The following is a 24,668-nucleotide window of genomic DNA, read 5'->3' on the forward strand; positions in this document are numbered from 1 at the left end:
GGCAAACTATAAAAGGATTAAAGAAATGCAACTGAACAAAGTGCTGAAAGGGCTTCTGCTGGCACTGCCAGTTCTGGCTGTAGCGGCTTGTAGTTCTAACAAAAGCGCAAACAACGACCAATCAGGTCTGGGCGCTGGCGCTGGCACTGGTACAGAAAATGGCAGCAGCAACCTGTCTTCTGAAGAACAAGCTCGTCTGCAGATGCAAGAACTGCAGAAGAACAACATTGTTTACTTCGGTCTGGACAAGTATGACGTGAGCTCTGAGTTCGCTCAGATGCTGGACGCGCACGCTGCATTCCTGCGTAACAACCCGTCTTACAAAGTGACCGTAGAAGGCCACGCGGATGAACGCGGTACGCCGGAATACAACATTGCACTGGGTGAGCGTCGTTCTAACTCAGTGAAAATGTACCTGCAAGGTAAAGGCGTTTCAGCTGACCAAATCTCTATCGTTTCTTACGGTAAAGAAAAACCAGCAGTACTGGGCCACGACGAAGCGGCTTATGCTAAAAACCGTCGTGCAGTTCTGGTTTACTAAGAGAATCGCATGAACAGTAACTTCAGACGTCACTTGTTGAGTCTGTCGTTACTGGTTGGCGTAGCGGTCCCATGGGCCGCTACTGCCCAAGCGCCAATCAGTAATGTCGGCTCCGGCTCGGTCGAAGACCGTGTCACCTCACTTGAGCGCATCAGCAATGCTCAGGGCCAGCTTTTAAACCAACTCCAGCAACAACTCTCTGACAACCAGCGTGACATTGACTCTCTACGTGGGCAAATCCAGGAAAGCCAATATCAACTGAATCAGGTTGTTGAACGCCAAAAGCAGATCTATCAACAGATGGATAGCATCAGCCAGGGCGGCGCTCAGAGCTCCGCTGCTGCAGCGGGTGCCGCAGGTGGGGCAGCAGCGGCTGCGTCCTCCGACGGCGCTGACAGCGCGTCTGCGGGCGCTACAGCAGCAGCTCCGGCCAGTACGGGTGGTGAAAACAGCGATTACAACGCCGCTGTTTCATTGGCGCTGGAAAAAAAGCAGTATGACCAAGCGATCTCCGCTTTTCAGTCCTTCGTAAAACAGTACCCAAAATCGACTTACCAGCCTAATGCCAACTATTGGCTCGGCCAGTTGTTCTACAACAAGGGTAAGAAAGATGATGCGGCTTACTATTATGCGGTAGTGGTGAAGAATTACTCAAAATCACCTAAGGCACCGGACGCAATGTACAAGGTGGGTATCATCATGCAGGAAAAAGGGCAGGCCGATAAAGCCAAAGCCGTGTTCCAGCAGGTGATTAAACAATACCCAACCAGTGCTGCGGCCAAACAGGCGAAAAGTCGAGTCGCAGGTTAGTCAGCAAAAAAAATGAGCCCAGAAGTTAGTCGATTTGACCGATTTCTGGGCTCATTCGTGTGAAGAACAAGCAGTTGAACCTGTTGTTTATAAATTTAGGTTGCGCTGCCAAGATAAATTAGTAATATATGCCGCCGTTGCCAAGACATCTTGCAAGATGTTAAAGCAGCAAGGAAATTGGGTCGTTAGCTCAGTTGGTAGAGCAGTTGACTTTTAATCAATTGGTCGCAGGTTCGAATCCCGCACGACCCACCAATTCCTGAAATAAGAAATGAAGTGAAATCGTAAGGGTGAGAACCGTAAAGGTTCGAGTCTCGCAAAGCGAGACAACATCACGAAGTGATGGCCCGAAGGGTGAGGCGCAAGCCGAATAATCCCGCACGACCCACCAATTTCTGAAGTAGTAGCAGTAACCACACTAGTGGGTGATTAGCTCAGTTGGTAGAGCATCTCCTTTACACGGAGGGGGTCGGCGGTTCGAGCCCGTCATCACCCACCACTGCTGTGGGCCGTTAGCTCAGTTGGTAGAGCAGTTGACTTTTAATCAATTGGTCGCAGGTTCGAATCCCGCACGGCCCACCATTTCAGAATTGTTTTTCCTCAATACGGGCTTCGGTTTTGTATTGGTTGTTCAGCAGTAAACCACGTCAGTGGGCCGTTAGCTCAGTTGGTAGAGCAGTTGACTTTTAATCAATTGGTCGCAGGTTCGAATCCCGCACGGCCCACCATTATTGCAGTGAGTTCCTCTCCTGCTTACGCGGTTCAGCAGTATCCCCTCAGTGGGCCGTTAGCTCAGTTGGTAGAGCAGTTGACTTTTAATCAATTGGTCGCAGGTTCGAATCCCGCACGGCCCACCATTTTACAGAGTACCTCAGCACTTTCCCCCAAACTTGAACGTCACATAACGCACGAACCGTGTGGGTGAGATCCTGCGTTCAGGTTCGAGCATCGCGCAGCGATACGACAACGCGCAGCGTTGCCCGCAGGGTGAGGCCAAGGGCCGAATCAATCCCGCACGGTATCCCCAGTTTTGCCCCACATCGTCAATCCGTTTTCCCCCTCAAAAATGCATTTTGTTTTCGACCGTCTCACTGCTTTCGTTAAAAATTCAATCTATTAAACGCCAATGACGTAATACTGAAAATATCAGCGGACTTTTCGCACAAATGCAGGTATTTTGTTTAGTATATAAAACGAAGGGGGTTGCGATGGGGTGATACCCGGGCAGCAGACACCCAGCCTAGCACAGAGATTGCAGCGATGAGTGAAATGTTTGATGTTAATGCGGCGGTGTACCCGTTCCCGCCCAAACCAGTACCACTGGACGATGCGCAAAAGGCGTTTTATCGCGAGAAGATTAAAATCCTGCTCAAGCAGCGCAATGCGGTGATGGTGGCCCACTACTATACCGATCCGGAAATCCAGGCACTGGCGGAAGAGACCGGTGGCTGCGTGGCGGACTCGCTGGAGATGGCGCGCTTTGGCAGCAATCATCCGGCCTCGACCCTGCTGGTGGCCGGCGTGCGCTTTATGGGGGAAACCGCCAAGATCCTCAGCCCGGAAAAGCGGGTGTTGATGCCAACCTTGAACGCAGAGTGCTCACTGGATCTCGGTTGCCCGGAAGAAGAATTCAATGCCTTTTGTGACAGCCACCCGGATCGCACCGTGGTGGTCTACGCTAATACCTCGGCGGCGGTAAAAGCACGAGCGGACTGGGTGGTCACCTCCAGTATTGCCGTTGAACTGATCGAACACCTCGACAGTCTGGGTGAGAAAATCATCTGGGCGCCAGATCGCCATCTGGGTAATTATGTGAAAAAGCAGACCGGTGCCGACGTATTGTGCTGGCAGGGCGCCTGTATCGTCCATGACGAGTTTAAAACCCAGGCCCTGATGCGTATGAAGGCCTTATACCCGAACGCGGCGATACTGGTGCACCCAGAGTCACCACAGGCGGTGGTCGATCTGGCCGATGCGGTAGGTTCAACCAGCCAATTGATTCAGGCGGCGAAAACCCTGCCCAATCCGCAGCTGATTGTTGCCACCGATCGCGGGATTTTTTATAAAATGCAACAGGTCTGTCCCGATAAAGAGCTGTTCGAAGCGCCAACCGCTGGAGAGGGTGCGACCTGTCGTAGCTGTGCGCACTGCCCGTGGATGGCGATGAACGGCCTGAAGGCTATCGCCGATGGACTGGAACAGGGCGGTGTACTGCATGAGATCCACGTCGATGCTGCATTGCGCCAGAAGGCACTGATCCCGCTGAACCGGATGTTGGATTTTGCTGCCCAGCTCAAAATGCAGGTCAAAGGCAACGCTTAACCATTTAATAAGGATCATAAAATGAGTTTTTTCAGTACCAGTAATATCCTGGTGCATATCCCGCTGGGAGCGGGGGGCTACGATCTGTCATGGATTGAGGCTATAGGCACCCTGTTTGGCCTGCTGTGCATCTGGTATGCCAGCAAAGAGAAAATTATCAATTACCTGTTCGGCCTGATTAACGTCACGCTGTTTGCGGTAATTTTCTTCCAAATCCAGCTGTACGCCAGCCTGCTGCTGCAGCTGTTCTTCTTCGTCGCCAATATTTACGGCTGGTATGCCTGGAGCCGTCAGACTCAGGATAATCAGGCCGAGCTGAAAATTCGCTGGCTGTCGTTGCCGAAGGCGCTGAGTTGGGCGGCGGTGTGTGTGATCGGCATTGCTCTGATGACGTTCAACATCGACCGCGTGTTTGCCTGGTTGACGCAGGCGGCGGTGACGGTGATGCAAGGGCTGGGCCTGAGCGTGGAAATGCCGCAGCTGCAGCCGGATGCCTTCCCATTCTGGGATTCGACCATGATGGTGTTGTCGATCGTGGCGATGATCCTGATGACGCGCAAGTATGTGGAAAACTGGCTGTTGTGGGTAGTGATTGACGTGATCAGCGTGGCGATATTTGCCTACCAGGGCGTTTACGCCATGGCGCTGGAATACGTGATCCTGACGCTGATTGCGTTGAATGGTTCCTGGCTGTGGATCAAAAGTGCCGGCAACAATCGCTCGCGGCCATTATCTTCCGCACCATAATAACGCCGGGGCGCCAAATAAGGCGCCCCGGTTGATTCTAGTGATGATGCCCGACATGCGAATGTGAGTGGTCACTCGGCTCGGGCGCCCGGTTAATCCCGCAGTCGGGTGTGTCGCAGTGCTGATATTCCATCTGGATGGTCACGTGACCAATGCGATAGTGTTCCAGCAGATAGGCCTGAATGCGATGCAGCAGGCCATCGTGGTCGTTCGGTGGTATCACCTGCGCATGCAATGTCATCAACTTCTGCTCACCAATCTGCCAGACATGGACGTGATGAATATTGCGCACTTCCGGAATGTTCAGGCACAGGTCTTTTTGCAGTTTATTGATGTCCACCTCCTGCGGCGTACCCTCCAGCAGTTCGTGGAAGCTCTCTTTCAGCAGCCGCCAGGCGCTGCGTATCACCAGACAGGACACCAGCACCGACAGTATCGGGTCGATTGGCGTCCAGCCGGTAGTCAGGATCACAATGGCGGCGGCGATGGCACCCACCGACCCCAGTAAATCCCCCAGCACATGCAATGCGGCAGCGCGAACATTGATATTCTTCTCTTCGGTACCTCGGTGCAGCAGCCAGAAGGCGAACAGGTTAGCCAGCAGCCCCGCTATGGCGATAATCAGCATTGGCGTACCCATCACCGGCTGTGGTTCGAAGAAACGCCGTATTGCCTCCCACAGGATGAATACTACGATCACCAACAGCGCCGCAGCGTTGAGGAAGGCCGCCAGGGTGGTCAGGCGCAGATAACCGAAAGTGTGGCGCGCATTGGGCTTACGCTGCGAGAAGTGTACCGCCATCAGGGCCACCAGCAGTGCGGCAGCGTCGGTAAGCATATGGCCGGCATCCGCCAGCAGCGCCAGCGAGCCTGAAATCAACCCGCCGGCCACTTCGGCGACCATAAAGACCGCAGTGACTAAAAAAGCGGTCAGTAGGCGTTTACTATTACTGTCTTTTGGCAGGTGTACGTGTGGAGCGTCCGACATTATTCATCCTTATCCATAGCAAAATACGTTTCGTCAGTGCTGACCAGATCGTTCAGTTCTATCAGAATCTGTGCCACTAACGCACTCAATTCATTATAGGCGGCCTGCATCAATGTTCCTTCACGGCCGTTATCCCCCAGTTGTTGGCACAGGCTGGCCGCCGCCGGCAGCTGCAGCATCAGCATGCTGCCCTTGATACGGTGGGCAGCCTGGCTCAAGGTTGCCCCGTCCTGGTTCTGTGCCGCCTGCTCAAGCCGCTGCTGGTCTTGTCGCAGCGTCGTCAGCAGCGTGGTGGCCAGACGCTGGATCATCGCTCGGTCATTACCCGCCATATCGACCAGGGTTCGCTGTAGGTCAGTAAGGGCTAACTGCTGCTCCATTCCCTGTGGTTGCTGCGGTAGTGCCTGAGCGATGGCCGCCAGTGAAATGGGCTTGGTTAAAAAGCGATCTATCGCCACCAACCCCGGCGGGATGCGGGTAAATTCCTGCACGTCTGCCGAGCAGAGAATAATCTGGCAGGCCGGGCGCTGAAGGCGTTGCTCGTCGCGGCGTATTAGTCTCGCCAGTGTCAGGCCGTCCGGGCGTGGCATATTGTAATCGATAAACAACAGGTCAAACGGCTGCCGACGGTGGGCCTTCAGCAGCGGATAACCCTGTTCGAATAACTCCGGCTGCAGGCCGAAGTGCCGCAGTTGCCGCTCCATCAACAGCAGGTTGGTGGGGTGATCGTCGATCAGCGCCACGCGCAGGGTGGACGGCGGCAGAATGAGTGGCATGTCGGCCTGCTGAGTCGTGGGATCGACCGCGACCTGGGTTACCGGCACGGACACTGTCACCTCGGTACCCAGGCTGGGTTGCGAGTGCAACTCAATGCGGCCGCCCATCTGTTCGATAATCTCTTTACAGATAGACAGCCCCAGCCCGGTACCCTGCACGGATATGCGCTGTGCGCCGCGTGCGCGGTAGAAAGGTTGGAACAGTTTATCGATCTCATCGGCGGCGATGCCACAGCCGCTGTCGGCCACCGTCAGCCACAGTTCCCCCTGTGGTGGAGCCTGCTCGCGCCAGCCGAAATTTACCTGAATAGTACCGCGCGGTGTGAATTTAATTGCATTGTTTATCAGGTTGTTAGCCACCTGAAGTAAACGCTCACCATCAATGAGGACTGCGGCGGGCAGGTTGTCGGCTGCACTGACGTTTAGTGTCACCGGACGTTCGCCGATCAGCGGTTGATACAGGGCGCTGATATGGGCTATCCAGGGCTGCAGTGCTACAGATTTGGGCACCAGCGTCAGTGAACCGGTTTCCAGCCGCGCGTGATCTTGCAAATCATTAAGCAGGTTAAGCAATGACGACGCCGAGCTGTAAATCACCGGCAGTCCCTCAGGCGTCGGCTGGCGTTTGAGCTCCAGTTCCAGCAGGCCGAGGATCGCGTGCATCGGCGTCCGTAGTTCATGGCTGACGGTGGCCAGAAATTTGCTCTTCATCCGATTTTCGGCTTCGGCATGCTGACGAGCCTGTTCGATCACTTCGCGCTCACGTTTTTCCCGGCGCTGCAGGATAAAGCGCCGCAGGGTCAGCCCCAGCAGCAGCAGGATTGCCGCCGCCAACAGTGCCAGCAGCCAGGTGGTTTGCGGCTGCATGCGGTTTTCATTCACTGCATCAATCAGGTTGCTGCGATCGACAATCCATTCATCACGCAACGACTGCAGCGTTTCGGACGGGATCTGCATCAGATTTTTATCGAGAATAGCCAATAGCAAAGGCTGATCCTGCCGTACGCCGAAAGCTACCGGGTAGGCGATGTTATTGGCAGCGAACGCCAGCTTTATCGCACCGGAATAACGTGACAGGGCGACAAAATTTGCCGAGATCACGTTATCCACCAAGGCATCCAACTGGCCGTTGGCCAGGGCGTCATACATGCTCTTGCTGTCAGCAAAACGGATCAAGTCTTCGCTGGGGGGAACCAACTCCTGCGCCAAATCACCCTGCAGTACGCCGATGCGCTTACCGGCCAAATCGCTCCAGGTGGAAATGCCGTTGGCCTGCTGGCCCACATAAACCCCCCACAACGAACGGTGGATCGGCATGCTGGCGCTGTAGCGTGCCTTAACGCCGCGTGCCAACGGCAGGGCGGTGCGGAAGCTGGCCTGGCCGGATTGCACCAGTTGGTCGGCCTGCTCGGCATTGCGCGCCCAAAGCGGCATAAAGCGCAATCCGGTGTTCTGCGCGATGATATTCAGAATGTCGATCGCGTAACCGCGCGCCTGCCCGCCTGAACCACGATAGGCGAACGGGAAATTATTCTCGATGGCGGCGTAATAAACGGTGGGATGGGTCGCCACCCAGTTTTTTTCCATCTGGGTCAGATCGGCGTTACCGGTATCGAGATAGCTGGGGATCTTTTTACTCCAGCGGCTCTGAATGGCGTTCATAAATTCCATCGGCGTATCGGCGATGGCCAGGTTGAGGGTGTCGATCAGCGTCGGGTTGGCGGAAGCAAACACGAACGACAGGTTCCCGAGGTTGACGCTACTTTCAATCTGATAAAGCTGGCCGAGCTGTAACTGGTCAATAATAAAGCTGGCGCTGGCTTCGTCGGCAATAAAGTAGTCGCTGCTGCCGTTCAGCAAGGCGTACACCGCCTGCAGGTTGTTGTCATAACGCTGCACGTGAGAGGACACCGCTTTCAGCGCGTTACCGGCCTGCATATCGGTCAGGGTACTGATCGCCACCCGTGCGTTGGTGGAATTGAGCATCACCTGGCGGTCATTACTGCGATCCCGCAGCACGCGCAGATTACTGACGTAGTAAGGTTGAGAAATCTTCAGACTGTGCAGTGCTTCATTTTGCGGAATGCCGTACACCAGATCGATAGTCCCGTCATGCAGTGCCTGCTCAAGCTGGGCCAGATCGGCAAAGCCGTAAATCTGAAAGTGAATGCCGGTAACCTGCTGGACATAGCCGAGGTAGTCGGCGTTCAAGCCGTACAGATCGTCATCCACGATGATGTTATAGGGGCTGGTATTCTCACTGATGATGCCGACACGCAAGGTGGTATCGCGCCAGGGGTTTTTCTCACTGGCGATCAGCATATCGAGCGGGATATTCAGGTTGCTGACCAACTGATAGCGTACCGGCGGCGCCGCCTGCGCTATGTTGCCGAGGCTAAGCAGCAGGGCTAACAGCAGCAGCGCGCCACGCATCATGGCGTCAGCTCTTTAAATACCGCCACCAGCTCCAGCAGGTTGCTGGCACCGGTCTTGCGCAAGATATTCTTTTTATGGGTGCTGACGGTTTTGTTACTGATGCTCAGCATCTCGGCGATTTGCAGGTTGGAAAGCCCTTTACTGAGCAGGCCGAGAACCTGCAGTTCTTTTGGCGTCAGCAGCGAGCCTTCTGCCGGCTGGGTTTCTTCCGCCATCGCGGCGGCAGGGAAGCTCAACTCGCCACCCAACACGGTTTCAATTGCCAGCACCAGCTGTTCCAGTCGGCTGCCCTTGTGCACAAAGCCGTTGGCCCCGGCCACATAGGCCATACGGGCATAAATCTCTTCTTCCTGGGCGGTATAAATCAGGATCGGTTGTTGCGGATAGTAACGGCGAATTTTTTTCAGCAATTGCAGGCCATCTACCTGCGGCAGACCGATATCGAGGATCACCAGTGCAAAGTCGGCGGCGGCCAGCTGAGCCAGCGCCTGTACGTCATCCTGCACCGCCTGCAGGTGGTAGGGGCGAGAAGATTTGATTAGCGCCGCTTCCAGTGCGACATGAACCACCGGGTGGTCATCAACTAATAACAATGAGGGCATGGCTTGGCTCGAGTTACGGATCCTGGCCGTTAGCATAACCAAAAAGGAGCCACTGCGCTCTCCCGATGAAACAGCACAATCTACTGTTAATTTGGGCGTTCATTCTGCAGGCGGCAAAGGTGATTTACAGCGTTACCCTCACAGGCTAAATTGGTGGGATCTACGCTCTGCGAAATACCGCCTCTCGATACCGAATGGAAAAGTGATGAATTACCTAAATGACGATTTACGCATTAAAGAAATTAAGGAACTCCTGCCACCGGTGGCCCTGTTAGAAAAGTTTCCGGCCACTGAACGTGCAGCAGAGACGGTGTCACAGGCACGCAATGCTATTCATCAGATCCTTCGCGGCAGTGACGATCGCCTGCTGGTGGTGATCGGTCCTTGCTCGATCCACGACACCAAAGCCGCCAAAGAGTACGCCGGCCGTCTGCTGGCGCTGCGCCAGGAGCTGAGCGGTGAGCTGGAAGTGGTGATGCGGGTTTATTTTGAAAAACCGCGTACTACCGTGGGCTGGAAAGGCTTGATTAACGATCCGCAGATGGATAACAGCTTCCAGATCAACGACGGTCTGCGTCTGGCACGTAAGCTGTTGCTGGATATCAACGATTCCGGCCTGCCGGCTGCCGGCGAATTCCTCGACATGATCACCCCGCAGTATCTGGCGGATCTGATGAGCTGGGGCGCGATCGGCGCACGTACTACAGAATCCCAGGTGCATCGCGAACTGTCTTCCGGCCTGTCTTGCCCGGTCGGTTTCAAGAACGGCACTGACGGCACCATCAAGGTGGCGATTGACGCCATCAACGCCGCCAGTGCGCCGCACTGTTTCCTGTCGGTGACCAAATGGGGCCATTCAGCGATCGTTAACACCAGCGGTAACGGCGACTGTCACATTATTCTGCGTGGCGGCAAAGAGCCGAACTACAGCGCAGCACACGTGAAAGAAGTCAAAGAAGGCCTGGTCAAAGCGGGTCTGCCTGCACAGGTGATGATCGATTTCAGCCACGCCAACAGCAGCAAGCAGTTCAAGAAGCAGCTGGAAGTGAACGCCGATGTCTGCCAACAGATTGCCGGCGGTGATAAGGCGATTATGGGCGTGATGATCGAAAGCCATCTGGAGGAAGGCAATCAGAATCTGGAAAGCGGCGAACCGCTGGTTTACGGCAAGAGCGTCACCGACGCCTGCATTGGTTGGGCAGACACCGAAACCGTGCTGCGGGAACTGGCAGTAGCAGTGAAAGCGCGCCGCATTAAATAAAGCCCCGCTTTGCGCCATAAAAAAAAGCCCCCGGCCAAAACCGGGGGCTTTTTAGATCAACGGGCGAAAATTACTTCGCTTTACCCTGGTTTGCTACGGCGGCTGCTTTAGCAGCGATCTCGTCGGCATTGCCCAGATAGTAACGTTTGATAGGTTTGAAGTTCTCGTCAAACTCATACACCAACGGCACGCCAGTTGGGATGTTCAGTTCGAGGATCTCATCTTCGCTCAGGTTATCCAGGTATTTCACCAGCGCACGCAGGGAGTTGCCGTGTGCAGCAACGATAACGCGCTCGCCGCTTTTGATACGTGGCAGGATTTCTTCGTCCCAGTAAGGGATAACGCGATCGATGGTCAGCGCCAGGCTTTCGGTCAGCGGCAGCTCTTGCTCGGTCAGCGCGGAGTAACGCGGGTCGTGGCCCGGGTAACGCTCGTCATCTTTGGTCAGCTCTGGTGGAGTGACGGCAAAGCCGCGACGCCATTGCTTAACCTGCTCATCACCGTATTTTTCTGCGGTTTCAGCTTTGTTCAGACCCTGCAACGCGCCGTAATGACGTTCGTTCAGTTTCCAGGATTTTTCAGTCGGCAGCCAGGCCTGATCCAGTTCGTCCAGAATGTTCCACAGGGTGTGGATAGCGCGCTTGAGTACGGAAGTGTAAGCAAAGTCAAAAGCGAAACCTTCGTTTTTCAACAGTTCGCCTGCAGCTTTCGCTTCGGTGCGGCCTTTATCGGACAAATCAACATCATACCAACCGGTGAAGCGGTTTTCGTTGTTCCACTGGCTTTCGCCGTGACGCACCAGAACCAGCTTAGTTACAGCCATAGCTTAACTCCTTAATAATCTGACATTTCAATGATAACGAAAATCATTATATTGCCGCGGCCGGTGGCTCGGCAATCGATAGTGTTTAACCATAGCCAATTTCTTGCCGCAAAGTAAGTGCTGAACTGAGGAAAAGCTGAATCGATCAGGCGGGCGCCGGTAGTGAGTGCGGCACGGTGAAAGGGGATCCAGCCGTGCCGCCGAATGAGGATAATCAGGCTGATTTTTTCAGGCAATTGCTCATAAAGGTTTTACGTGCGTCGCCCGTCAGGCTTTTGGTCTTGGCGTCGGCGTTACAGGTTTTCATTTTTTGCTGCTGCGGGGTCAGAGTTTTCGTCGCCGTGGTCCCTTCGGATTTCAGGCAGGTGCTCATAAAGGTGGAGCGATCCGCGCCCTTCAGCGTTTTGCTGGAGGCCTGTTGATTACAATCGGTCATGCGTTTCTGCTGTGCAGCCTGCGCCGGTGACGGTGTTTTTGCTGCAGTTTCGGCAGCCATCAGGTTGGTGCTCAGCAGTAAACCCGCCAGTAATGGAAGTGCAGTAATCAGACGCATAGGTGTTCCTTCAGCTATTGACCGGCCGGGGTGGCCGTAAATTGTGACTTTGCACAAGGTGTTGTGCTTATCACCGTAGCCTGATTCTAGTGCCCGCTTTGGAATAAGGAAAGGCAGCGGCCTGCGGGGCAGAGGGGTAAAAAGGTAAGCATTTATAACAAACGGCCCCCTGCCGCATGGCAAGGGGCGTGGCGGGTCAGATAGGATAAAACTGATAATGCGTGGCACTGAGATAGTGCTGCCCCGGTTGTAACCAACAGTTGGGCTGCGGCCATTCCGGGTGGTTAGGGCTGTCGGGCAAAAACTCGCTTTCCAGCGCCACCCCGGCGTAATTGGCATAGTTGCCGCCGTCACGCGCCGGAGTGCCGCCCAGATAATTGCCGCTGTAGAGCTGCAACGCCGGTGCGCTGGTGAATACGCTCATTTGCACCTGACCATCGGCCGACCACAGGTGGGCCGCCGGGCAATCCAGTGCGCCGCAGGTGCGGTGCAGCAGAAAGGCATGATCGTAACCTTTTACCCGTTGTTGGCAGCGATCGCTCAAAAAATCCTGCAACAGGGTTTTCGGGCGACGAAAGTCCATGCCGCTGCCTTCCACTGGGGTAAGATCCGCACTGGGGATCCCCTCGCTGTCGACCGGCAGATAGCGGTCGGCAAACAGTTGCAGCCGCTGGAGTCGGGCATCGGTGCCCGCACCGTCCAGATTGAAGTAGGCATGGTTGGTCAAATTGACCGGACAGGCACTGTCGGTCTGCGCCTGATAACTGATTTCCAGACGATTATCGGCGGTGAGCCGATAGTTGACCTGCACGTCGAGGTTACCGGGAAACCCCTGGTCGCCGTCTGGTGAATGCAGCGCGTAGCTCACCTGCTGTTCGTCCTGCTGAATAATCTGCCAGCGACGGGTGTTGAAGCCTTCCGGCCCGCCGTGCAACTGATGTTCCCCCTGATTAGCTACCAGTGGATGCGGTTTGCCATCCATCAACAGGCTGGCGTGAGCAATACGGTTGGCATAGCGGCCAACGGTAGCACCCAGATAGGCCGCCTGCTGCAAGTAGTCCGCCGGTGTTTGGCAGCCCAGCAGTAGCTCACGGGTTTTTCCTGATTTCAGCGGCAGCACGGCGGAAAGCCAGGTCGCGCCCCAATCCATCAGCGTTACCGTCATTCCACCGGCGTTTTTAAGCTGGGTTAACTGATAGGGCTGCCCGTCCGGGGCCAGCGCCGGGCTGTCGTTCAGCATATCCCGGCCCCCTCTGAAGCTTTACAGACGTAGAAGGTTTCTTTCAACCCGTTGGTCTGTAATGGGTATTCGCGTGCAACGGCTTCGCGAACCGGCTCCACCAGCGCCAGCGGCATCAGGGCAACAATACAGCCGCCGAAGCCACCGCCGGTCATGCGCACACCGCCGCGATCGCCGATAACGGTTTTGACAATGTCTACCAGTCGGTCAATCGGTGGCACGGTAATTTCAAAATCATCGCGCATTGAGGCGTGTGACTCTGCCATCAATTTGCCCATCAGTTTCATATCACCGACGGCCAGCGCATCGGCAGCGGCCAGGGTTCGATTGTTTTCACTGATCACATGACGCGCTCGTTTGGCGACGATCGGATCCAATTCATGCTGGATCGGGAAAAACAGATCCGGGCTGACGTCGCGTAGCGCCTTGACGCCGAAGAAGCGCGCGGCCTCTTCACACTGCTTGCGGCGGGTGTTGTATTCGCTGTCCACCAACCCGCGTTTCACGTTGGAATTGATGATCACCACGGCAATATCTTCCGGCACCGACACCGCCCGGGTCTCCAGTGAGCGGCAATCGATCAGCAAGGCATGGTCGCGTTCACCGAGGGCGGAAATCAGTTGATCCATAATCCCGCAGTTGCAGCCGACGAACTGGTTCTCTGCTTCCTGGCCGTTCAACGCCAGTGCTACGCCATCCAGCGGCAGGGCATACAGCGCCTGCATGGCCTGACCCACAGCAACCTCCAGTGAGGCGGAAGAACTGAGGCCGGCACCTTGCGGCACGTTGCCGGAAATCACCAGATCCGCGCCGCCAAAATCGGCGTTACGCTGCTGCAGGTGTTTGATCACGCCGCGTACATAATCGGACCAACGTTGGTTCGGGTGGCTGACGATCGGAGCGTCGAGCGAGAATTGATCCTGCTGACCTTGGTAATCGGCGGCGATCACCCGGATCTGACGATCGTCGCGTTTGGCGCAGGCGATCACCGTTTGGTAGTCAATGGCGCACGGCAGCACAAAACCGTCGTTATAGTCGGTGTGCTCGCCAATCAAATTCACCCGGCCCGGGGCCTGAATAGTCAGTGTGGGCGCGTAGCCAAAACGTTCGATAAAAAGGGTGTGGGTAAGGTTTTTCAAACTCATTTTTTGGCTCCGGCTTCACGGTAATGAACATCGCTAACGGCACGCAGACGTTCTGCGGCCTGTTCTGCAGTCAGGTCACGCTGGGTTTCCGCCAGCAACTCATAACCCACCATAAATTTACGCACCGTGGCGGAACGCAGCAGTGGTGGATAGAAATGGGCATGCAACTGCCAGTGGCGGTTATCCGCCTCATTGAACGGCGCGCCGTGCCAACCCATGGAGTAGGGGAAGGAACATTGGAACAGGTTGTCGTAACGGCTGGTGAGCTTTTTCAGCGCCAGGGCCAAATCGCTGCTCTGAGCGGCGCCAAGATCGGTAATGCGTTGCACCGAAGTTTTCGGCAGCAACAGCGTTTCAAACGGCCAGGCGGCCCAGTATGGCACTACCGCCAGCCAGTGCTCGGTTTCAACGACGGTGCGGCTGCCGTCGGCCAGTTCGCGCTGCACGTAGTCCAGCAGCATCGAGGATGAGTGCTGCTGGAAATATTCGCGCTGCAGGCGATCCTCATGCCCAACTTCGTTCGGCAGAAAACTGTTGGCCCAAACCTGTCCGTGCGGATGCGGGTTGGAGCAGCCCATCGCCGCGCCTTTATTTTCAAATACCTGAACCCACGGATAGCTGCGTCCCAGATCGGCAGTCTGTTCCTGCCAGGCGGCAATCACGCTTTCCAGTGCCGGCAACGTTAGCTCCGGCAGGGTTTTGCTGTGATCGGGGGAGAAGCAAATCACCCGGCTGGTACCGCGCGCACTCTGGCAGCGCATTAATGGATCCTGGCTTTCTGGCGCCAGCGGGGTGTCCGTCATCAGCGCGGCAAAGTCATTGGTGAACACGAAGGTATTCTGATAGTCCGGGTTTTTATCACCGGTGACGCGGGTATTCCCCGGGCAGAGGAAGCAGTCCGGATCATGCTGCGGCAGCGTTTCAGGCTGTGCGGATTCCTGCTGGCCTTGCCACGGTCGTTTGGCGCGGTGTGGTGATACCAATACCCATTGGCCGGTTAGCGGGTTAAAGCGGCGATGGGGATGATCGATGGGATTAAAATCCGTCATGACGGTTCCTTTTTCTGAGGCGATACGGCTGTGTGTAATCGCTTTCACTTGCCGCCAACCTGCCTTTGACTCATATAAATGGATAACTATGGCCAAAAATATAGCATGCCCTCCAGAGTAAAAAGGTGATCCAGAGCGAAGAATGGAATCGTTTACACAACATGACGCCAGCAGGAGAACCGTCAATACAGCAGGAGCAGAAAGGGAGGGAAGTAACTCTCAGGGGGAAGTGATAGCGCTTTCACTAACAAGCCGGCAGATAATTATCTGCCGGCTCAGAAGATCAGGGGTGTTGGTACAGCGGGTAGGTAAACAGCAGCAGATGGGTCAGATTAAGCCCGAAATGGAACAGGATGGGCACCCAAAGACGGCCGCTCCACATCCACGCCAGACCGTAAATCACCCCGGCTAGCGTGGCGAAAGCCACCATCAGCATACCGCCGGCCAGGTGCGCAGCACCAAAGATCAGCGCGGCGATAATCAATGCCGGCCAGGCACCCAGCCATTGGCTGAGACGTTGCTGCAGATAACCCCGGAACAAGGCTTCTTCGGCCATACAGACAAAGAACAGGTTGGCCATGATAAACGCCAGGATCCAGACTGGGGCATGCAGTTCTATCTTCAGGCCGCCGAGCGCCACCGCCAGTAACAGCAAGGCCGGGACGCTGAGAATCAGCGCGATCCAACCGAATTTATTAGTACTTTTACCGGTTTGTGCCGCAAACAACGTAGGTAAACAGGCAAACAGCAGGAAGGGCACCAGCGCCTTATCGAAGTTGTAATACATGGTGAACGGCGCGCTCAACGGGCCGGCTTTATCACCGTCAATCATCAGCTGGTTATGGAAGCCTGGCACCCAATGCAGGAATAGCGCCACACAGCTTGCGACCACCAGCACTTCGAGTGGAACCGCCAGGTTGCGCCGCGTACGAAAATGGTGCCGCAGCCCCGCGAGGGCGGCAATAGCCAATAAACACGCCAGGCTGAGCGGAGTCAGTACTCCGTGGTACATCCCCATTCCTGCCGATGCAGCCAAAATCAACCAGGCAATAAGCCGGTTAAATGGCAAAAAGAATAACGCCGTAGCCAGTACGCCCCACATAACTCTGTCCCTTTAAAATATGTACACGGCGCTCAGTGCCTTTACGGCGTGTGATCATGGCGGAATTGAGCGCTAATTCGGATAGTAACACAGTGAAGTTACAGCAAAGGTCGGGGCAGTGGCGTAAATGGTGCCATTAACCTTTCATCCAGGCCGATGAACGAGTGATTTCCGCCAGATTCTGCAGAATATCCAGACTCTGCTGGTGCATCTCCAGGGTTGGTGCGGCGCACAGATCCTGTAATACCGTGACCTGGAAACCGGCGTCGTGCGCCTGTCTGGCAGTGCTCTCAATCGCCAGCGGGGTGCTGACGCCACCCAGCAACAAATGGTGGCAACGATGCTGCTGCAGCCAGGCTAACAAATTGTTACCGGCAAAAGCACAAACCCCGTTTTTTTCGAACTGAAAATCCGCCGGTAAGACCTGCAAATCCTTATCCCATTGGCAGCCGGGGCTGCTTAAACGCAGCGCGCCAATCTGTTTCAGGTGGTTGAACAGTGGAGAGTGGGCGGGAATATCGTGGTAGTCGTCGGCAAAACCCACGCGTACCCAAATCACCGGGATTTTTCGTACCCGGGCGTAAGCCGCAGCGGCATTGGTGTTGGCAATCAGATTTTGCGCTATCACCTGTTCACGGCAATGGTTTGCACGCCCTTTGGGGCCAATCAAATCGTCAATAAGATCGATAATAATCAGTGCGGCGGACATAGTGTCTCCAGAAACGAATCCTTTACCCCTTATGATAAAAGGCCAAATGTGATGTGTTACCGAGGAAGTGTTGCCGGATATGTCATCGGATGAGTGGCGGGACCACCCATCCGCGGGATTAGCGACGTTTTTAGACCAGCGTATCGAGCTGATAACGGTAGTCGTCGCCGTCAGGGACAAAGCTCAAACGGTGGGTAATACTCTGCGGGGCGTCTTCCGCATGGTGTGAGACAAACAACAACTGGGTTGCACCCTGGCCGATCAACACGTCGACAAAGCGGCGCACCAGTTGGCGATTGAGCGGATCCAGCCCCTGCAGCGGTTCGTCGAGGATCAGCAGTGCCGGGTGCTTGACCAGTGCGCGGGCAATCAATGCCAGCCGTTGCTGACCCCAGGACAGGCTGTGGAACGGTGCCTCGCTGTTTGAGCCACCCAGCCCCAGCAGTGCCAGCCATTGGTCGGCCAATTGCCGCTGGCGATCGGATACCGCCTGATAAATGCCGATCGAGTCGAAGAAGCCGGAAAGGATGACCGTGCGTACGCTGGCGCTGACACGGTAGTCCAGGTGCAGGCTGCTGCTGACGTAGCCGATATGGCGCTTGATATCCCAGATGGTTTCCCCGCTGCCACGGCGGCGGCCGAACAGGGTGAGATCGTTACTGTAGCCCTGAGGATGATCGCCGGTGATCAGGCTGAGCAGGGTGGATTTACCGGCGCCGTTCGGGCCGACAATTTGCCAGTGCTCACCGGGATTAACCTGCCAGTCGAGATGATTGAGGATCGGTCGGTCGTTATAACTGACCACCCCATCGCGCAGGATAATCAGTGGTTGGTCTGCCGGCAGCGTGGTTTTTTGCGCCGGATCTTCGGTTTCCGGCAATGACAGGCCATCCAGATTTTCACTGTGCGCCAGTTGTGCCACCAGCGCATCCGCCATCACTTGCTGCCGCGTTCCCTGGCTAGCCAGCGTGCAGTCTGCCAACACGCCGACCTGACGGATAAAGTCCGGTACCTCGTCAAAACGGTTGAGAACCAGCACCAGCGTATAGCCATGTCCAGAGAGGTTGCTCAGCAGTGCAGCCAATTGCGCGCGCGAATTGACGTCCAGTCCATCAAAAGGCTCATCGAGGATCAGCAAGTCGGGTTGCGGCATCAGCGCCCGGCACAGCAGGGTTTTACGTGTTTCGCCGGTAGAAAGGTATTTGAAACGGCGTGACAGCAGCGGGGTAATACCGAATTGCTCTGCCAGTTGCGCACAGCGGGCGGGGTCCCTGACTTCTTCCTGAATAATCTCGGCTACCGTGCGGCCGGTGTCTTCTTCGCCGGGGCTGAGCAGGTCGGTATTGTTGCGTTGCCATTCGTCGCTGACCAGTTTTTGCAACTGTTCGAAAGAGATACGCACTGCATGGCTGAAATCGCTGCGACGCTCGCCGCTCAACAGCACCAGTTCATCGGCCAGTGCCCGTGCCAGTGCAGATTTGCCGCTGCCGTTAGCGCCGACAAAAGCCCAACTGTCGCCGGCCTGAATATCCAGCGCATCCAGCGTCAGGGTACGGGTATCGCTTAAGCGAAACGAACCTTGCGAAATGTGCAACGACGACATCACCTGTTCCTTTTTATGCAATTATTTTGTTTAGAAATAGGCGCATTGCCAGGGGATGTCAATCGGCAAAAATGCAACGTAACGTTGCGTTTAACACAACGTGGCGACAATCACCCGGTCGGCATTAAACATGGCGTACACCGCGCTGCCGGGGCGCAGTTTAAGCTGTTGCAACTCCGGATTGGTCACGGTGGCGCACAGGGTTTCACCCCCGGTCAGCGTAATCAGTACTTCGCTGTGATCGGCACCTGGCTGGATGCTGGCCACTACGCCGGCCAGCGAGTTATCTGCCGCTCCGGCCAAAGACGGGTCGGTATTCAGCTTCACCCAGGGCGCTTTAATCAATGCCAGCACTTCCTTACCGGGCGAGAGCTGCAGCCGATCGGCACTCTGTTGGGTCAGAGCAGCACTGAGGCGGGTTTTGCCGTCGTTAAGTAAAATATCCAGGTGTTGCTGCACCTGCTGGTGATCGCGTTCGATCACGGTGCCGAAGAACTGGTTACGGGCACTGGTTTGCAGTGAAAAGCGGGAGATGGCCGCCAGCAGGCTGTCGAGCGGCAGGTTGTCCTGTTGCAACACGTCGAAGGCTTTTTGCTGGATTTGCCCCAGCAGATCGTAAAGCTGGATCAGCCGCTCACCGTAGTGGGTCACCTGAGCACCGCCACCGCCTTTGCCACCGGTGGCGCGTTCCACCACCGTTTGCTCCGCCAACTGGTTCATTTCGTTAATTGCATCCCAGGCGCTTTTATAGCTGATGCCTGCCAGTTTGGCCCCCTGGCTGATGGAGCCGGTGTGCCGGACCTGTTTAAGCAGCGCGATGCGGCGTGGATCGGCGAACAGTTTTTGCTGGAGTTTTAGAGTAAGAAGAATTTCGGCCTGCATAACGCGTCCTGTCGGCTGCAAAAACCTTATTGTCGCTGATTTGTGGGCAAAGCGCCAAATGGCACGTTTGGCCGGTTACAAATTTCACCCAGTCTCTAAAATAACCACGTTTTAGCGAGTGTTTTGGTTTAAAGTAAAGATTACGTGGCGGTGTTCATTACCGCTCAATGGGCAGTTAAGTGAGGCTACCATGTTGGAATTATTGGAAAGTTTGCTGTTCGCCGTAGTGATGGTGCCAATCGTCATGGCCATCATTCTCGGTTTGATCTACGGTTTGGGGGAAGTGTTCAACGTCTTCTCCAAAGTGGGTCATTCTAAAGAGAACCGCACCTAGTACCACCCCTTCTCTATACCCGCCGGCGTCGTTCGGCGGGTGTTTCTCAAGTTATCTCCCACTGTGCCGATAAACCGCATGACAAGCTTCTGCGTGACGTTATATTATTTTTTATATAACGAAGAATGATAATGCACGTTAACTTGCGGAGAAAACAATGAAACAGCAATGGACCAAGTGGGTCGGCGGTATTGTATTGGCGTCCGGTATGATCATTCAGGCTTCTGCGGCAGAGAAGGTCACCGTTTTTGCGGCGGCGTCGCTGACTAACGCGTTGCAGGACATCGCGACCCAGTATCAGAAAGGCAAGGATGTTCAGGTGGTTTCTTCTTTCGCCTCCTCTTCTACGCTGGCACGCCAGATTGAGCAGGGTGCTCCGGCCGATCTGTTTATCTCCGCCGATCAACAGTGGATGGATTATGCCATCGACAAACAGCAGATAGTCAAAGACACCCGCTATACCTTGCTGGGTAACGAGCTGGTGCTGATCGCGGCCAAAGATGCCAAACTGGCTAAAATTACGCTCGATAAGCAAACCGACTGGGCGAAGTTGCTGAATGGCGGCCGTCTGTCAGTGGGCGATCCGGACCACGTGCCGGCCGGTATTTATGCCAAGGAAGCGCTGCAAAACCTGGGTGCCTGGACTGCACTGGAACCAAAATTGGCGCGGGCCAACAACGTACGCAGCGCGATGGCGCTGGTGGAACGTGGTGAAGCTCCGCTGGGCATTGTTTATGGCTCGGACGCGGTAGCCAGTGATAAAGTCAGCGTGGTGGCGATCTTCCCGGAAGACAGTCACAAACCGGTTGAATACCCGATGGCCATCGTTAAAGGTCATCAAACACCGGCCGTCAGCGCGTTCTACAGCTACCTGAAGAGCCCGGAAGCGGCTGCCATTTTCAAACAGTATGGATTCTCCCCGCGTAAATGATTTTGAGTGAGTACGAGTGGCAGGCGGTTGAGCTGAGCCTGAAAGTGTCCGCCCTGGCGGTGGTGTGCAGCTTACCCTTTGGCATTCTGATGGCCTGGGTGTTGGTGCGCTGCCGCTTCCCCGGCAAGTCGCTGCTGGACAGCATTATTCACCTGCCGCTGGTACTGCCGCCGGTGGTGGTCGGCTATATATTGCTGATCGCCATGGGGCGGCGCGGCGTGATCGGCGAATGGCTGTATGACTGGTTCGGTTTCAGCTTCAGTTTTAGCTGGCGCGGTGCGGCATTGGCTTCCGCAGTGGTGGCGTTCCCGCTGATGGTTCGTGCCATCCGGCTGGCGCTGGAGGCGGTAGATACCCGCCTGGAGCAGGCTGCCCGTACCCTGGGGGCCAACCCGTGGCGGGTGTTTTTCACCATCACGCTGCCGCTGTCGTTACCCGGTGTGATTGTCGGTGTGGTGCTGGCCTTTGCCCGTTCGCTGGGCGAGTTCGGTGCCACCATTACCTTTGTTTCCAATATTCCCGGCGAGACGCGCACCATCCCGCTGGCGATGTATACCCTGATTGAAACGCCGGGGGCAGAAGCCGCCGCAGCGCGCCTGTGCGTGATTGCCATTGTGCTGTCTCTGGTTTCACTGATGGTTTCCGAGTGGCTGGCCCGCTGGGGCCGTAAACGGATGGGCGTGTAAATGCTGGAACTGGATTTTAGCCAACGCCTTGGCGACCTTAACCTTAAGGTGTGCGCCGATCTGCCCGCTCAGGGCATCACCGCTATCTTTGGTCTGTCCGGGGCCGGTAAAACCTCATTAATCAACGCTATCGGCGGCCTGACGCGCTTGCAGCAGGGCCGAATCGTTCTCAACGGCCGCACGCTGGTGGATACCGATCGCGGCCTGTGCTTGCCGCCGGAAAAACGCCGCATTGGTTATGTGTTTCAGGACGCGCGCCTGTTCCCGCATTACCGGGTACGCGGCAACCTGCAGTACGGCATGGCCGCCGGCATGCGAGCCCAATTCGACAACATTGTTGAACTGCTGGGCATCGGCCCGTTGCTTAATCGCCTGCCGTTGACGCTGTCTGGTGGTGAAAAACAGCGAGTGGCGATTGGCCGTGCCTTGTTGACCGCGCCGGAGCTGTTGTTGATGGACGAACCCCTGGCGTCGCTGGACTTGCCGCGCAAGCGCGAGCTGTTGCCCTACCTGGAGCGGCTGGCTCAGGACGTCAACACGCCAATCCTCTACGTCAGCCACAGCATGGATGAAATTCTGCGCCTGGCGGAGCAGGTTATGGTGCTGGATAACGGCCAGGTGCGGGCCTTCGGTGGGCTGGAAGAAGTGTGGGCCAGTAGTGCGCTGCGGCCCTGGTTGCAGCGTGAGGATCAGAGCAGCGTGTTACGTGTCAGCGTGATTGAACACCATACGCGCTATGCGATGACGGCGTTGGCGTTGGGTGACCAACGGCTGTGGGTCAGCGGTGTCGATGCTCCACTGGGCGCCCAACTGCGTATCCGCATCAACGCCGCCGATGTCTCGCTGATATTACAACCGCCGGTCAACAGCAGTATCCGTAACGTTTTGCCGGCCAAGGTGAGCGAGTGTCTGGAGGTTGACGGGCAGGTAGAGGTGAAACTGGCGGTGGGAGAAAGCATACTCTGGGCGCGTATTACGCCGTGGGCGCGTGACGAACTGGCGATCCGACCGGGGCAGTGGTTGTATGCGCAGGTCAAAAGCGTGTCGATCAGCCGCGAGGCGCGTTGAATAGCGCCCTCCCAGCGGGGGAGGGCAATAGTATTACTGGCCCAGCACGCGGGTGCGGATCACCTCGGCAATGCCTGGCTGCAGGTGATCGGCGATCACCAAATCGGCGCGTTGTTTGATGGCGTCATCGGCGTTGCCCATCGCTACACCCAGACCTACCGCTTCCAGCATGCTGAGATCGTTGTAGTTATCCCCGAAGGCCACCACCTGATCCATACTCAAGCCCTGAGACTCCACCCATTGTTGCAGGCGTTTCCCTTTGCTGTTGCCGCCTTTGGCGATGTCGACCTGATCGTGCCACGACCATTCACAGGCCAGTCCGAGTTCCTTTTCCACCGTTTCGGCGAAGCTGCGCAGCGCGGGGATATCGGCGTGCGAGGTGGCGAACTTCCAGATCGACTTCGCTTCGTCGGCGGCCTGAACCAGGCTGTTGACCTGCAGCAAGGTTGGGCGCTGTGCCGGCGGCAGGGTTTCTGCCCAGGCCAATGAACGGGTGACGTGGCCGCTCGCATCCTGATACAGCATGGCGTCGTCTACGTACATCAGGCCATGAATGTCGCTTTGTTTCAGCATCTGCAGCACCAGCTTGGCCTGATCTTTTTCCAGCGGATCGGCGGCCAGCACTTTCTTCTGCTGGAAGTCATACAGATAGGTGCCGTTACAGCAGATTGCCGGGGTATCTATCTCCAGCGCCTGATAGAACGGGTGGATCGCCACATGATGGCGACCGGTGACCACCACCACTTTGATACCGGCGGCGCGTGCCTGGGCCAGGGCAGCCAGCGACTGCGGTAAAATGCGTTTTTGGTTGTCCAGCAAGGTGCCATCCAAATCGAGGGCAATGATGCGGTAGCTCATAGGGATCTCATTATAGTTAGCAACAAAATTAAACCGATGGTACACCGGATAAGCAACGGATAAAACCGCACAGATTTCATCTGCATCGCGGGGTTGTTATGTCACAGTGGTGAGGTAAGCTAGGGGAAACCGAAAAACCTGAAACCGGTTTCTCTTTTACCCTATTCAAGGAGAATTCATGAAGCAAATCGTTTATGTCGCCAGCCCGGAAAGCCAGCAAATTCACGTGTGGCAGTTAAGCGACACGGGGGCGTTAACACTGCTGCAGAGCGTTGAAGCGCCGGGCCAGGTCCAACCGATGGCGATCCACCCGGACAGAACGCATCTGTACGTCGGTGTGCGTCCGGCTTTCGGCATTGTCAGCTACCGCATTGAGGCGGATGGCACATTGCAACAGGCCGGTATGGCGCCGCTGCCAGGCAGCCCAACCCATATCTCTACCGATTTGCAGGGGCGTTATCTGTTCTCCGCTTCTTACAGCGGCAACTGCGCCAGCGTCAGCCCGATCGGCCATGATGGCGTAGTGGTCGCGCCTATCCAGCAGATCGACGGCTTGACCGCGCCGCACTCGGCCAATATCGACCCGACCAATCAGCTGTTGCTGGTGCCTTGCCTGAAAGAAGATCGCATCCGCCTGTTTAATCTGGACTTGCAAGGCGAACTGACGCCACACAGCCAGGAAGCCGTGGCGACCGCTAGCGGTGCCGGTCCGCGTCATATGGCGTTCCACCATAACGACAAATATGCTTACTGCGTGAACGAGCTGGATGGCACGGTAGACGTGTTAGCCATCAGCGAAAACGGCGGTAAATATACCCTGGTGCAAACGCTGGACATCATGCCGGCCGATTTCAACGGCACCCGCTGGGCGGCGGATATCCACATCACGCCGAACGGCCGTTTCCTGTACACCAGTGACCGCACCGCCAGCATCCTGACTATTTTCAGCGTGTCCGAGGACGGTAGCAGCCTGTCAGTGGTCGGCTACCATCCGACCGAAGAGCAGCCGCGTGGCTTCAATATCGACCACAGCGGTCGCTTCGTGATTTCGTCCGGCCAGAAGTCCGATCATATCGGGGTATACGAGATTGATCAGGCCAGCGGCAAGTTGACTACGCTGGCAAGGTACCCGGTAGGTAAGGGCCCGATGTGGGTAAGCATCCTGGCTAAGTAAAACCTGGGGCGAAGACATTCGCCCCTTT

General features: G+C 56.0%; 23 protein-coding genes, 5 tRNA genes and 2 other RNA genes. 17 read left to right on the forward strand and 13 right to left on the reverse strand.

The features are described 5' to 3' along the window. Positions 1-25: 25 nt before the first annotated feature. The 11 genes from pal (at position 26) to pnuC (ending at position 4,420) form a co-directional block, all read left to right on the forward strand. Positions 26-541, forward strand: coding sequence for a peptidoglycan-associated lipoprotein Pal (gene pal / locus QOT07_RS06325; protein WP_085115631.1), 516 nt, complete (start codon positions 26-28; stop codon positions 539-541). 9 nt (positions 542-550) lie between these two features. After that, complete coding sequence (gene cpoB / locus QOT07_RS06330; RefSeq protein ID WP_283602736.1) at positions 551-1,351, forward strand: cell division protein CpoB; 801 nt, start codon at positions 551-553, stop codon at positions 1,349-1,351. A 179-nt stretch (positions 1,352-1,530) separates the two neighbouring features. Beyond that, positions 1,531-1,606 (forward strand) — tRNA-Lys (locus QOT07_RS06335). A 15-nt stretch (positions 1,607-1,621) separates the two neighbouring features. After that, positions 1,622-1,742, forward strand: a non-coding RNA gene (locus QOT07_RS06340) — RtT sRNA. 32 nt (positions 1,743-1,774) lie between these two features. Then, positions 1,775-1,850 (forward strand) — tRNA-Val (locus QOT07_RS06345). A 7-nt stretch (positions 1,851-1,857) separates the two neighbouring features. Then, positions 1,858-1,933, forward strand: a tRNA-Lys gene (locus tag QOT07_RS06350). 70 nt (positions 1,934-2,003) lie between these two features. Next, positions 2,004-2,079 (forward strand) — tRNA-Lys (locus tag QOT07_RS06355). Between the two features lie 53 nt (positions 2,080-2,132). After that, positions 2,133-2,208: transfer RNA gene (locus tag QOT07_RS06360), tRNA-Lys, on the forward strand. A gap of 44 nt (positions 2,209-2,252) precedes the next feature. Next, a non-coding RNA gene (locus QOT07_RS06365) (RtT sRNA) lies at positions 2,253-2,377 on the forward strand. A gap of 234 nt (positions 2,378-2,611) precedes the next feature. Next, positions 2,612-3,673, forward strand: a complete 1,062-nt coding sequence (gene nadA, locus QOT07_RS06370) for a quinolinate synthase NadA (RefSeq protein ID WP_207976054.1) — start codon at positions 2,612-2,614, stop codon at positions 3,671-3,673. Between the two features lie 21 nt (positions 3,674-3,694). Beyond that, the gene (gene pnuC, locus QOT07_RS06375) at positions 3,695-4,420 is read left to right on the forward strand and encodes a nicotinamide riboside transporter PnuC (RefSeq protein WP_176979057.1); all 726 of its coding nucleotides are present in this window, start codon (positions 3,695-3,697) and stop codon (positions 4,418-4,420) included. 37 nt (positions 4,421-4,457) lie between these two features. Here the strand turns inward: pnuC and zitB are convergent, their stop codons facing one another. From zitB to QOT07_RS06390, 3 genes are read right to left on the reverse strand one after another with little or no spacing between them, the layout of a single operon-like run. Next, positions 4,458-5,408 (reverse strand): CDF family zinc transporter ZitB, encoded by a 951-nt coding sequence (gene zitB, locus QOT07_RS06380; RefSeq protein ID WP_283602737.1) that lies wholly within the window; start codon positions 5,406-5,408, stop codon positions 4,458-4,460. After that, positions 5,408-8,620 carry an ATP-binding protein gene (locus QOT07_RS06385; protein WP_283602738.1) on the reverse strand — a complete coding sequence of 1,071 codons (3,213 nt, stop codon included), beginning with the start codon at positions 8,618-8,620 and terminating at the stop codon, positions 5,408-5,410. The genes zitB and QOT07_RS06385 overlap by 1 nt, the downstream gene beginning before the upstream one ends. Beyond that, positions 8,617-9,222: a response regulator gene (locus QOT07_RS06390; protein ID WP_129935746.1), complete on the reverse strand. Its 606-nt coding sequence runs from the start codon at positions 9,220-9,222 to the stop codon at positions 8,617-8,619. The genes QOT07_RS06385 and QOT07_RS06390 overlap by 4 nt, the downstream gene beginning before the upstream one ends. 205 nt (positions 9,223-9,427) lie before the next feature. Between QOT07_RS06390 and aroG the strand changes: the two genes are divergently transcribed. After that, a complete protein-coding gene (gene aroG, locus QOT07_RS06395; protein WP_099065148.1) occupies positions 9,428-10,483 on the forward strand; it encodes a 3-deoxy-7-phosphoheptulonate synthase AroG in 1,056 nt (351 codons plus the stop codon). 70 nt (positions 10,484-10,553) lie between these two features. On the opposite strand, the gene gpmA is transcribed toward aroG, so the two are convergent. The 9 genes from gpmA to modE form a co-directional block, all read right to left on the reverse strand. Continuing rightward, positions 10,554-11,306, reverse strand: coding sequence for a 2,3-diphosphoglycerate-dependent phosphoglycerate mutase (gene gpmA, locus QOT07_RS06400; RefSeq protein WP_085115640.1), 753 nt, complete (start codon positions 11,304-11,306; stop codon positions 10,554-10,556). A 214-nt stretch (positions 11,307-11,520) separates the two neighbouring features. Then, a complete protein-coding gene (locus QOT07_RS06405; RefSeq protein ID WP_085115641.1) occupies positions 11,521-11,859 on the reverse strand; it encodes a PsiF family protein in 339 nt (112 codons plus the stop codon). Positions 11,860-12,055: 196 nt separating this feature from the next. After that, complete coding sequence (gene galM / locus QOT07_RS06410; RefSeq protein ID WP_283602739.1) at positions 12,056-13,099, reverse strand: galactose-1-epimerase; 1,044 nt, start codon at positions 13,097-13,099, stop codon at positions 12,056-12,058. Further along, positions 13,093-14,244: a galactokinase gene (gene galK, locus QOT07_RS06415; protein WP_283602740.1), complete on the reverse strand. Its 1,152-nt coding sequence runs from the start codon at positions 14,242-14,244 to the stop codon at positions 13,093-13,095. The genes galM and galK overlap by 7 nt, the downstream gene beginning before the upstream one ends. Next, entirely contained in the window at positions 14,241-15,293 is a 1,053-nt protein-coding gene (galT, locus tag QOT07_RS06420; protein ID WP_283602741.1) for a galactose-1-phosphate uridylyltransferase, read from the reverse strand. Before galT ends, galK begins: the two co-directional genes overlap by 4 nt. A gap of 283 nt (positions 15,294-15,576) precedes the next feature. Then, on the reverse strand, positions 15,577-16,395 hold the full coding sequence (locus QOT07_RS06425) for a CPBP family intramembrane glutamic endopeptidase (protein WP_283602742.1): 819 nt from the start codon (positions 16,393-16,395) through the stop codon (positions 15,577-15,579). A 136-nt stretch (positions 16,396-16,531) separates the two neighbouring features. Beyond that, positions 16,532-17,104 carry a cysteine hydrolase family protein gene (locus QOT07_RS06430; protein WP_207976037.1) on the reverse strand — a complete coding sequence of 191 codons (573 nt, stop codon included), beginning with the start codon at positions 17,102-17,104 and terminating at the stop codon, positions 16,532-16,534. A gap of 130 nt (positions 17,105-17,234) precedes the next feature. Next, on the reverse strand, positions 17,235-18,707 hold the full coding sequence (gene modF, locus QOT07_RS06435; protein WP_207976035.1) for a molybdate ABC transporter ATP-binding protein ModF: 1,473 nt from the start codon (positions 18,705-18,707) through the stop codon (positions 17,235-17,237). A gap of 90 nt (positions 18,708-18,797) precedes the next feature. Beyond that, a complete protein-coding gene (gene modE / locus QOT07_RS06440; protein ID WP_099065154.1) occupies positions 18,798-19,589 on the reverse strand; it encodes a molybdenum-dependent transcriptional regulator in 792 nt (263 codons plus the stop codon). 190 nt (positions 19,590-19,779) lie between these two features. Between modE and QOT07_RS06445 the strand changes: the two genes are divergently transcribed. The 4 genes from QOT07_RS06445 (at position 19,780) to modC (ending at position 22,608) form a co-directional block, all read left to right on the forward strand. Then, a complete protein-coding gene (locus tag QOT07_RS06445; protein WP_085115649.1) occupies positions 19,780-19,923 on the forward strand; it encodes an AcrZ family multidrug efflux pump-associated protein in 144 nt (47 codons plus the stop codon). A 157-nt stretch (positions 19,924-20,080) separates the two neighbouring features. Continuing rightward, positions 20,081-20,854, forward strand: coding sequence for a molybdate ABC transporter substrate-binding protein (gene modA, locus QOT07_RS06450; RefSeq protein WP_283602743.1), 774 nt, complete (start codon positions 20,081-20,083; stop codon positions 20,852-20,854). Then, positions 20,851-21,540 (forward strand): molybdate ABC transporter permease subunit, encoded by a 690-nt coding sequence (gene modB, locus QOT07_RS06455; RefSeq protein ID WP_099065156.1) that lies wholly within the window; start codon positions 20,851-20,853, stop codon positions 21,538-21,540. Before modA ends, modB begins: the two co-directional genes overlap by 4 nt. After that, positions 21,541-22,608 (forward strand): molybdenum ABC transporter ATP-binding protein ModC, encoded by a 1,068-nt coding sequence (gene modC, locus QOT07_RS06460; RefSeq protein ID WP_207976031.1) that lies wholly within the window; start codon positions 21,541-21,543, stop codon positions 22,606-22,608. 33 nt (positions 22,609-22,641) lie between these two features. Here the strand turns inward: modC and QOT07_RS06465 are convergent, their stop codons facing one another. Next, a complete protein-coding gene (locus tag QOT07_RS06465; protein ID WP_283602744.1) occupies positions 22,642-23,466 on the reverse strand; it encodes a pyridoxal phosphatase in 825 nt (274 codons plus the stop codon). Between the two features lie 178 nt (positions 23,467-23,644). On the opposite strand from QOT07_RS06465, the gene pgl reads away from it, so the two are divergent. After that, entirely contained in the window at positions 23,645-24,640 is a 996-nt protein-coding gene (pgl, locus tag QOT07_RS06470; protein ID WP_207976029.1) for a 6-phosphogluconolactonase, read from the forward strand. Positions 24,641-24,668: the final 28 nt, after the last annotated feature.

Origin of the sequence: Serratia proteamaculans, from assembly GCF_949794035.1 — a bacterium.
Lineage (GTDB): Bacteria > Pseudomonadota > Gammaproteobacteria > Enterobacterales > Enterobacteriaceae > Serratia > Serratia proteamaculans.

What these genes read in the sequence shown, in the direction of transcription:
- QOT07_RS06390 (WP_129935746.1), bottom strand. Translation starts at nt 9,222, where the DNA reads ATGCCCTCATTGTTATTAGTTGATGACCACCCGGTGGTTCATGTCGCA.
- QOT07_RS06385 (WP_283602738.1), bottom strand. Translation starts at nt 8,620, where the DNA reads ATGATGCGTGGCGCGCTGCTGCTGTTAGCCCTGCTGCTTAGCCTCGGC.
- cpoB (WP_283602736.1), top strand. Translation starts at nt 551, where the DNA reads ATGAACAGTAACTTCAGACGTCACTTGTTGAGTCTGTCGTTACTGGTT.
- pal (WP_085115631.1), top strand. Translation starts at nt 26, where the DNA reads ATGCAACTGAACAAAGTGCTGAAAGGGCTTCTGCTGGCACTGCCAGTT.
- QOT07_RS06430 (WP_207976037.1), bottom strand. Translation starts at nt 17,104, where the DNA reads ATGTCCGCCGCACTGATTATTATCGATCTTATTGACGATTTGATTGGC.
- galM (WP_283602739.1), bottom strand. Translation starts at nt 13,099, where the DNA reads ATGCTGAACGACAGCCCGGCGCTGGCCCCGGACGGGCAGCCCTATCAG.
- modE (WP_099065154.1), bottom strand. Translation starts at nt 19,589, where the DNA reads ATGCAGGCCGAAATTCTTCTTACTCTAAAACTCCAGCAAAAACTGTTC.
- modF (WP_207976035.1), bottom strand. Translation starts at nt 18,707, where the DNA reads ATGTCGTCGTTGCACATTTCGCAAGGTTCGTTTCGCTTAAGCGATACC.
- galT (WP_283602741.1), bottom strand. Translation starts at nt 15,293, where the DNA reads ATGACGGATTTTAATCCCATCGATCATCCCCATCGCCGCTTTAACCCG.
- QOT07_RS06405 (WP_085115641.1), bottom strand. Translation starts at nt 11,859, where the DNA reads ATGCGTCTGATTACTGCACTTCCATTACTGGCGGGTTTACTGCTGAGC.
- QOT07_RS06465 (WP_283602744.1), bottom strand. Translation starts at nt 23,466, where the DNA reads ATGAGCTACCGCATCATTGCCCTCGATTTGGATGGCACCTTGCTGGAC.
- aroG (WP_099065148.1), top strand. Translation starts at nt 9,428, where the DNA reads ATGAATTACCTAAATGACGATTTACGCATTAAAGAAATTAAGGAACTC.
- galK (WP_283602740.1), bottom strand. Translation starts at nt 14,244, where the DNA reads ATGAGTTTGAAAAACCTTACCCACACCCTTTTTATCGAACGTTTTGGC.
- QOT07_RS06445 (WP_085115649.1), top strand. Translation starts at nt 19,780, where the DNA reads ATGTTGGAATTATTGGAAAGTTTGCTGTTCGCCGTAGTGATGGTGCCA.
- pgl (WP_207976029.1), top strand. Translation starts at nt 23,645, where the DNA reads ATGAAGCAAATCGTTTATGTCGCCAGCCCGGAAAGCCAGCAAATTCAC.
- QOT07_RS06425 (WP_283602742.1), bottom strand. Translation starts at nt 16,395, where the DNA reads ATGTGGGGCGTACTGGCTACGGCGTTATTCTTTTTGCCATTTAACCGG.
- nadA (WP_207976054.1), top strand. Translation starts at nt 2,612, where the DNA reads ATGAGTGAAATGTTTGATGTTAATGCGGCGGTGTACCCGTTCCCGCCC.
- zitB (WP_283602737.1), bottom strand. Translation starts at nt 5,408, where the DNA reads ATGTCGGACGCTCCACACGTACACCTGCCAAAAGACAGTAATAGTAAA.
- modB (WP_099065156.1), top strand. Translation starts at nt 20,851, where the DNA reads ATGATTTTGAGTGAGTACGAGTGGCAGGCGGTTGAGCTGAGCCTGAAA.
- modC (WP_207976031.1), top strand. Translation starts at nt 21,541, where the DNA reads ATGCTGGAACTGGATTTTAGCCAACGCCTTGGCGACCTTAACCTTAAG.
- pnuC (WP_176979057.1), top strand. Translation starts at nt 3,695, where the DNA reads ATGAGTTTTTTCAGTACCAGTAATATCCTGGTGCATATCCCGCTGGGA.
- gpmA (WP_085115640.1), bottom strand. Translation starts at nt 11,306, where the DNA reads ATGGCTGTAACTAAGCTGGTTCTGGTGCGTCACGGCGAAAGCCAGTGG.
- modA (WP_283602743.1), top strand. Translation starts at nt 20,081, where the DNA reads ATGAAACAGCAATGGACCAAGTGGGTCGGCGGTATTGTATTGGCGTCC.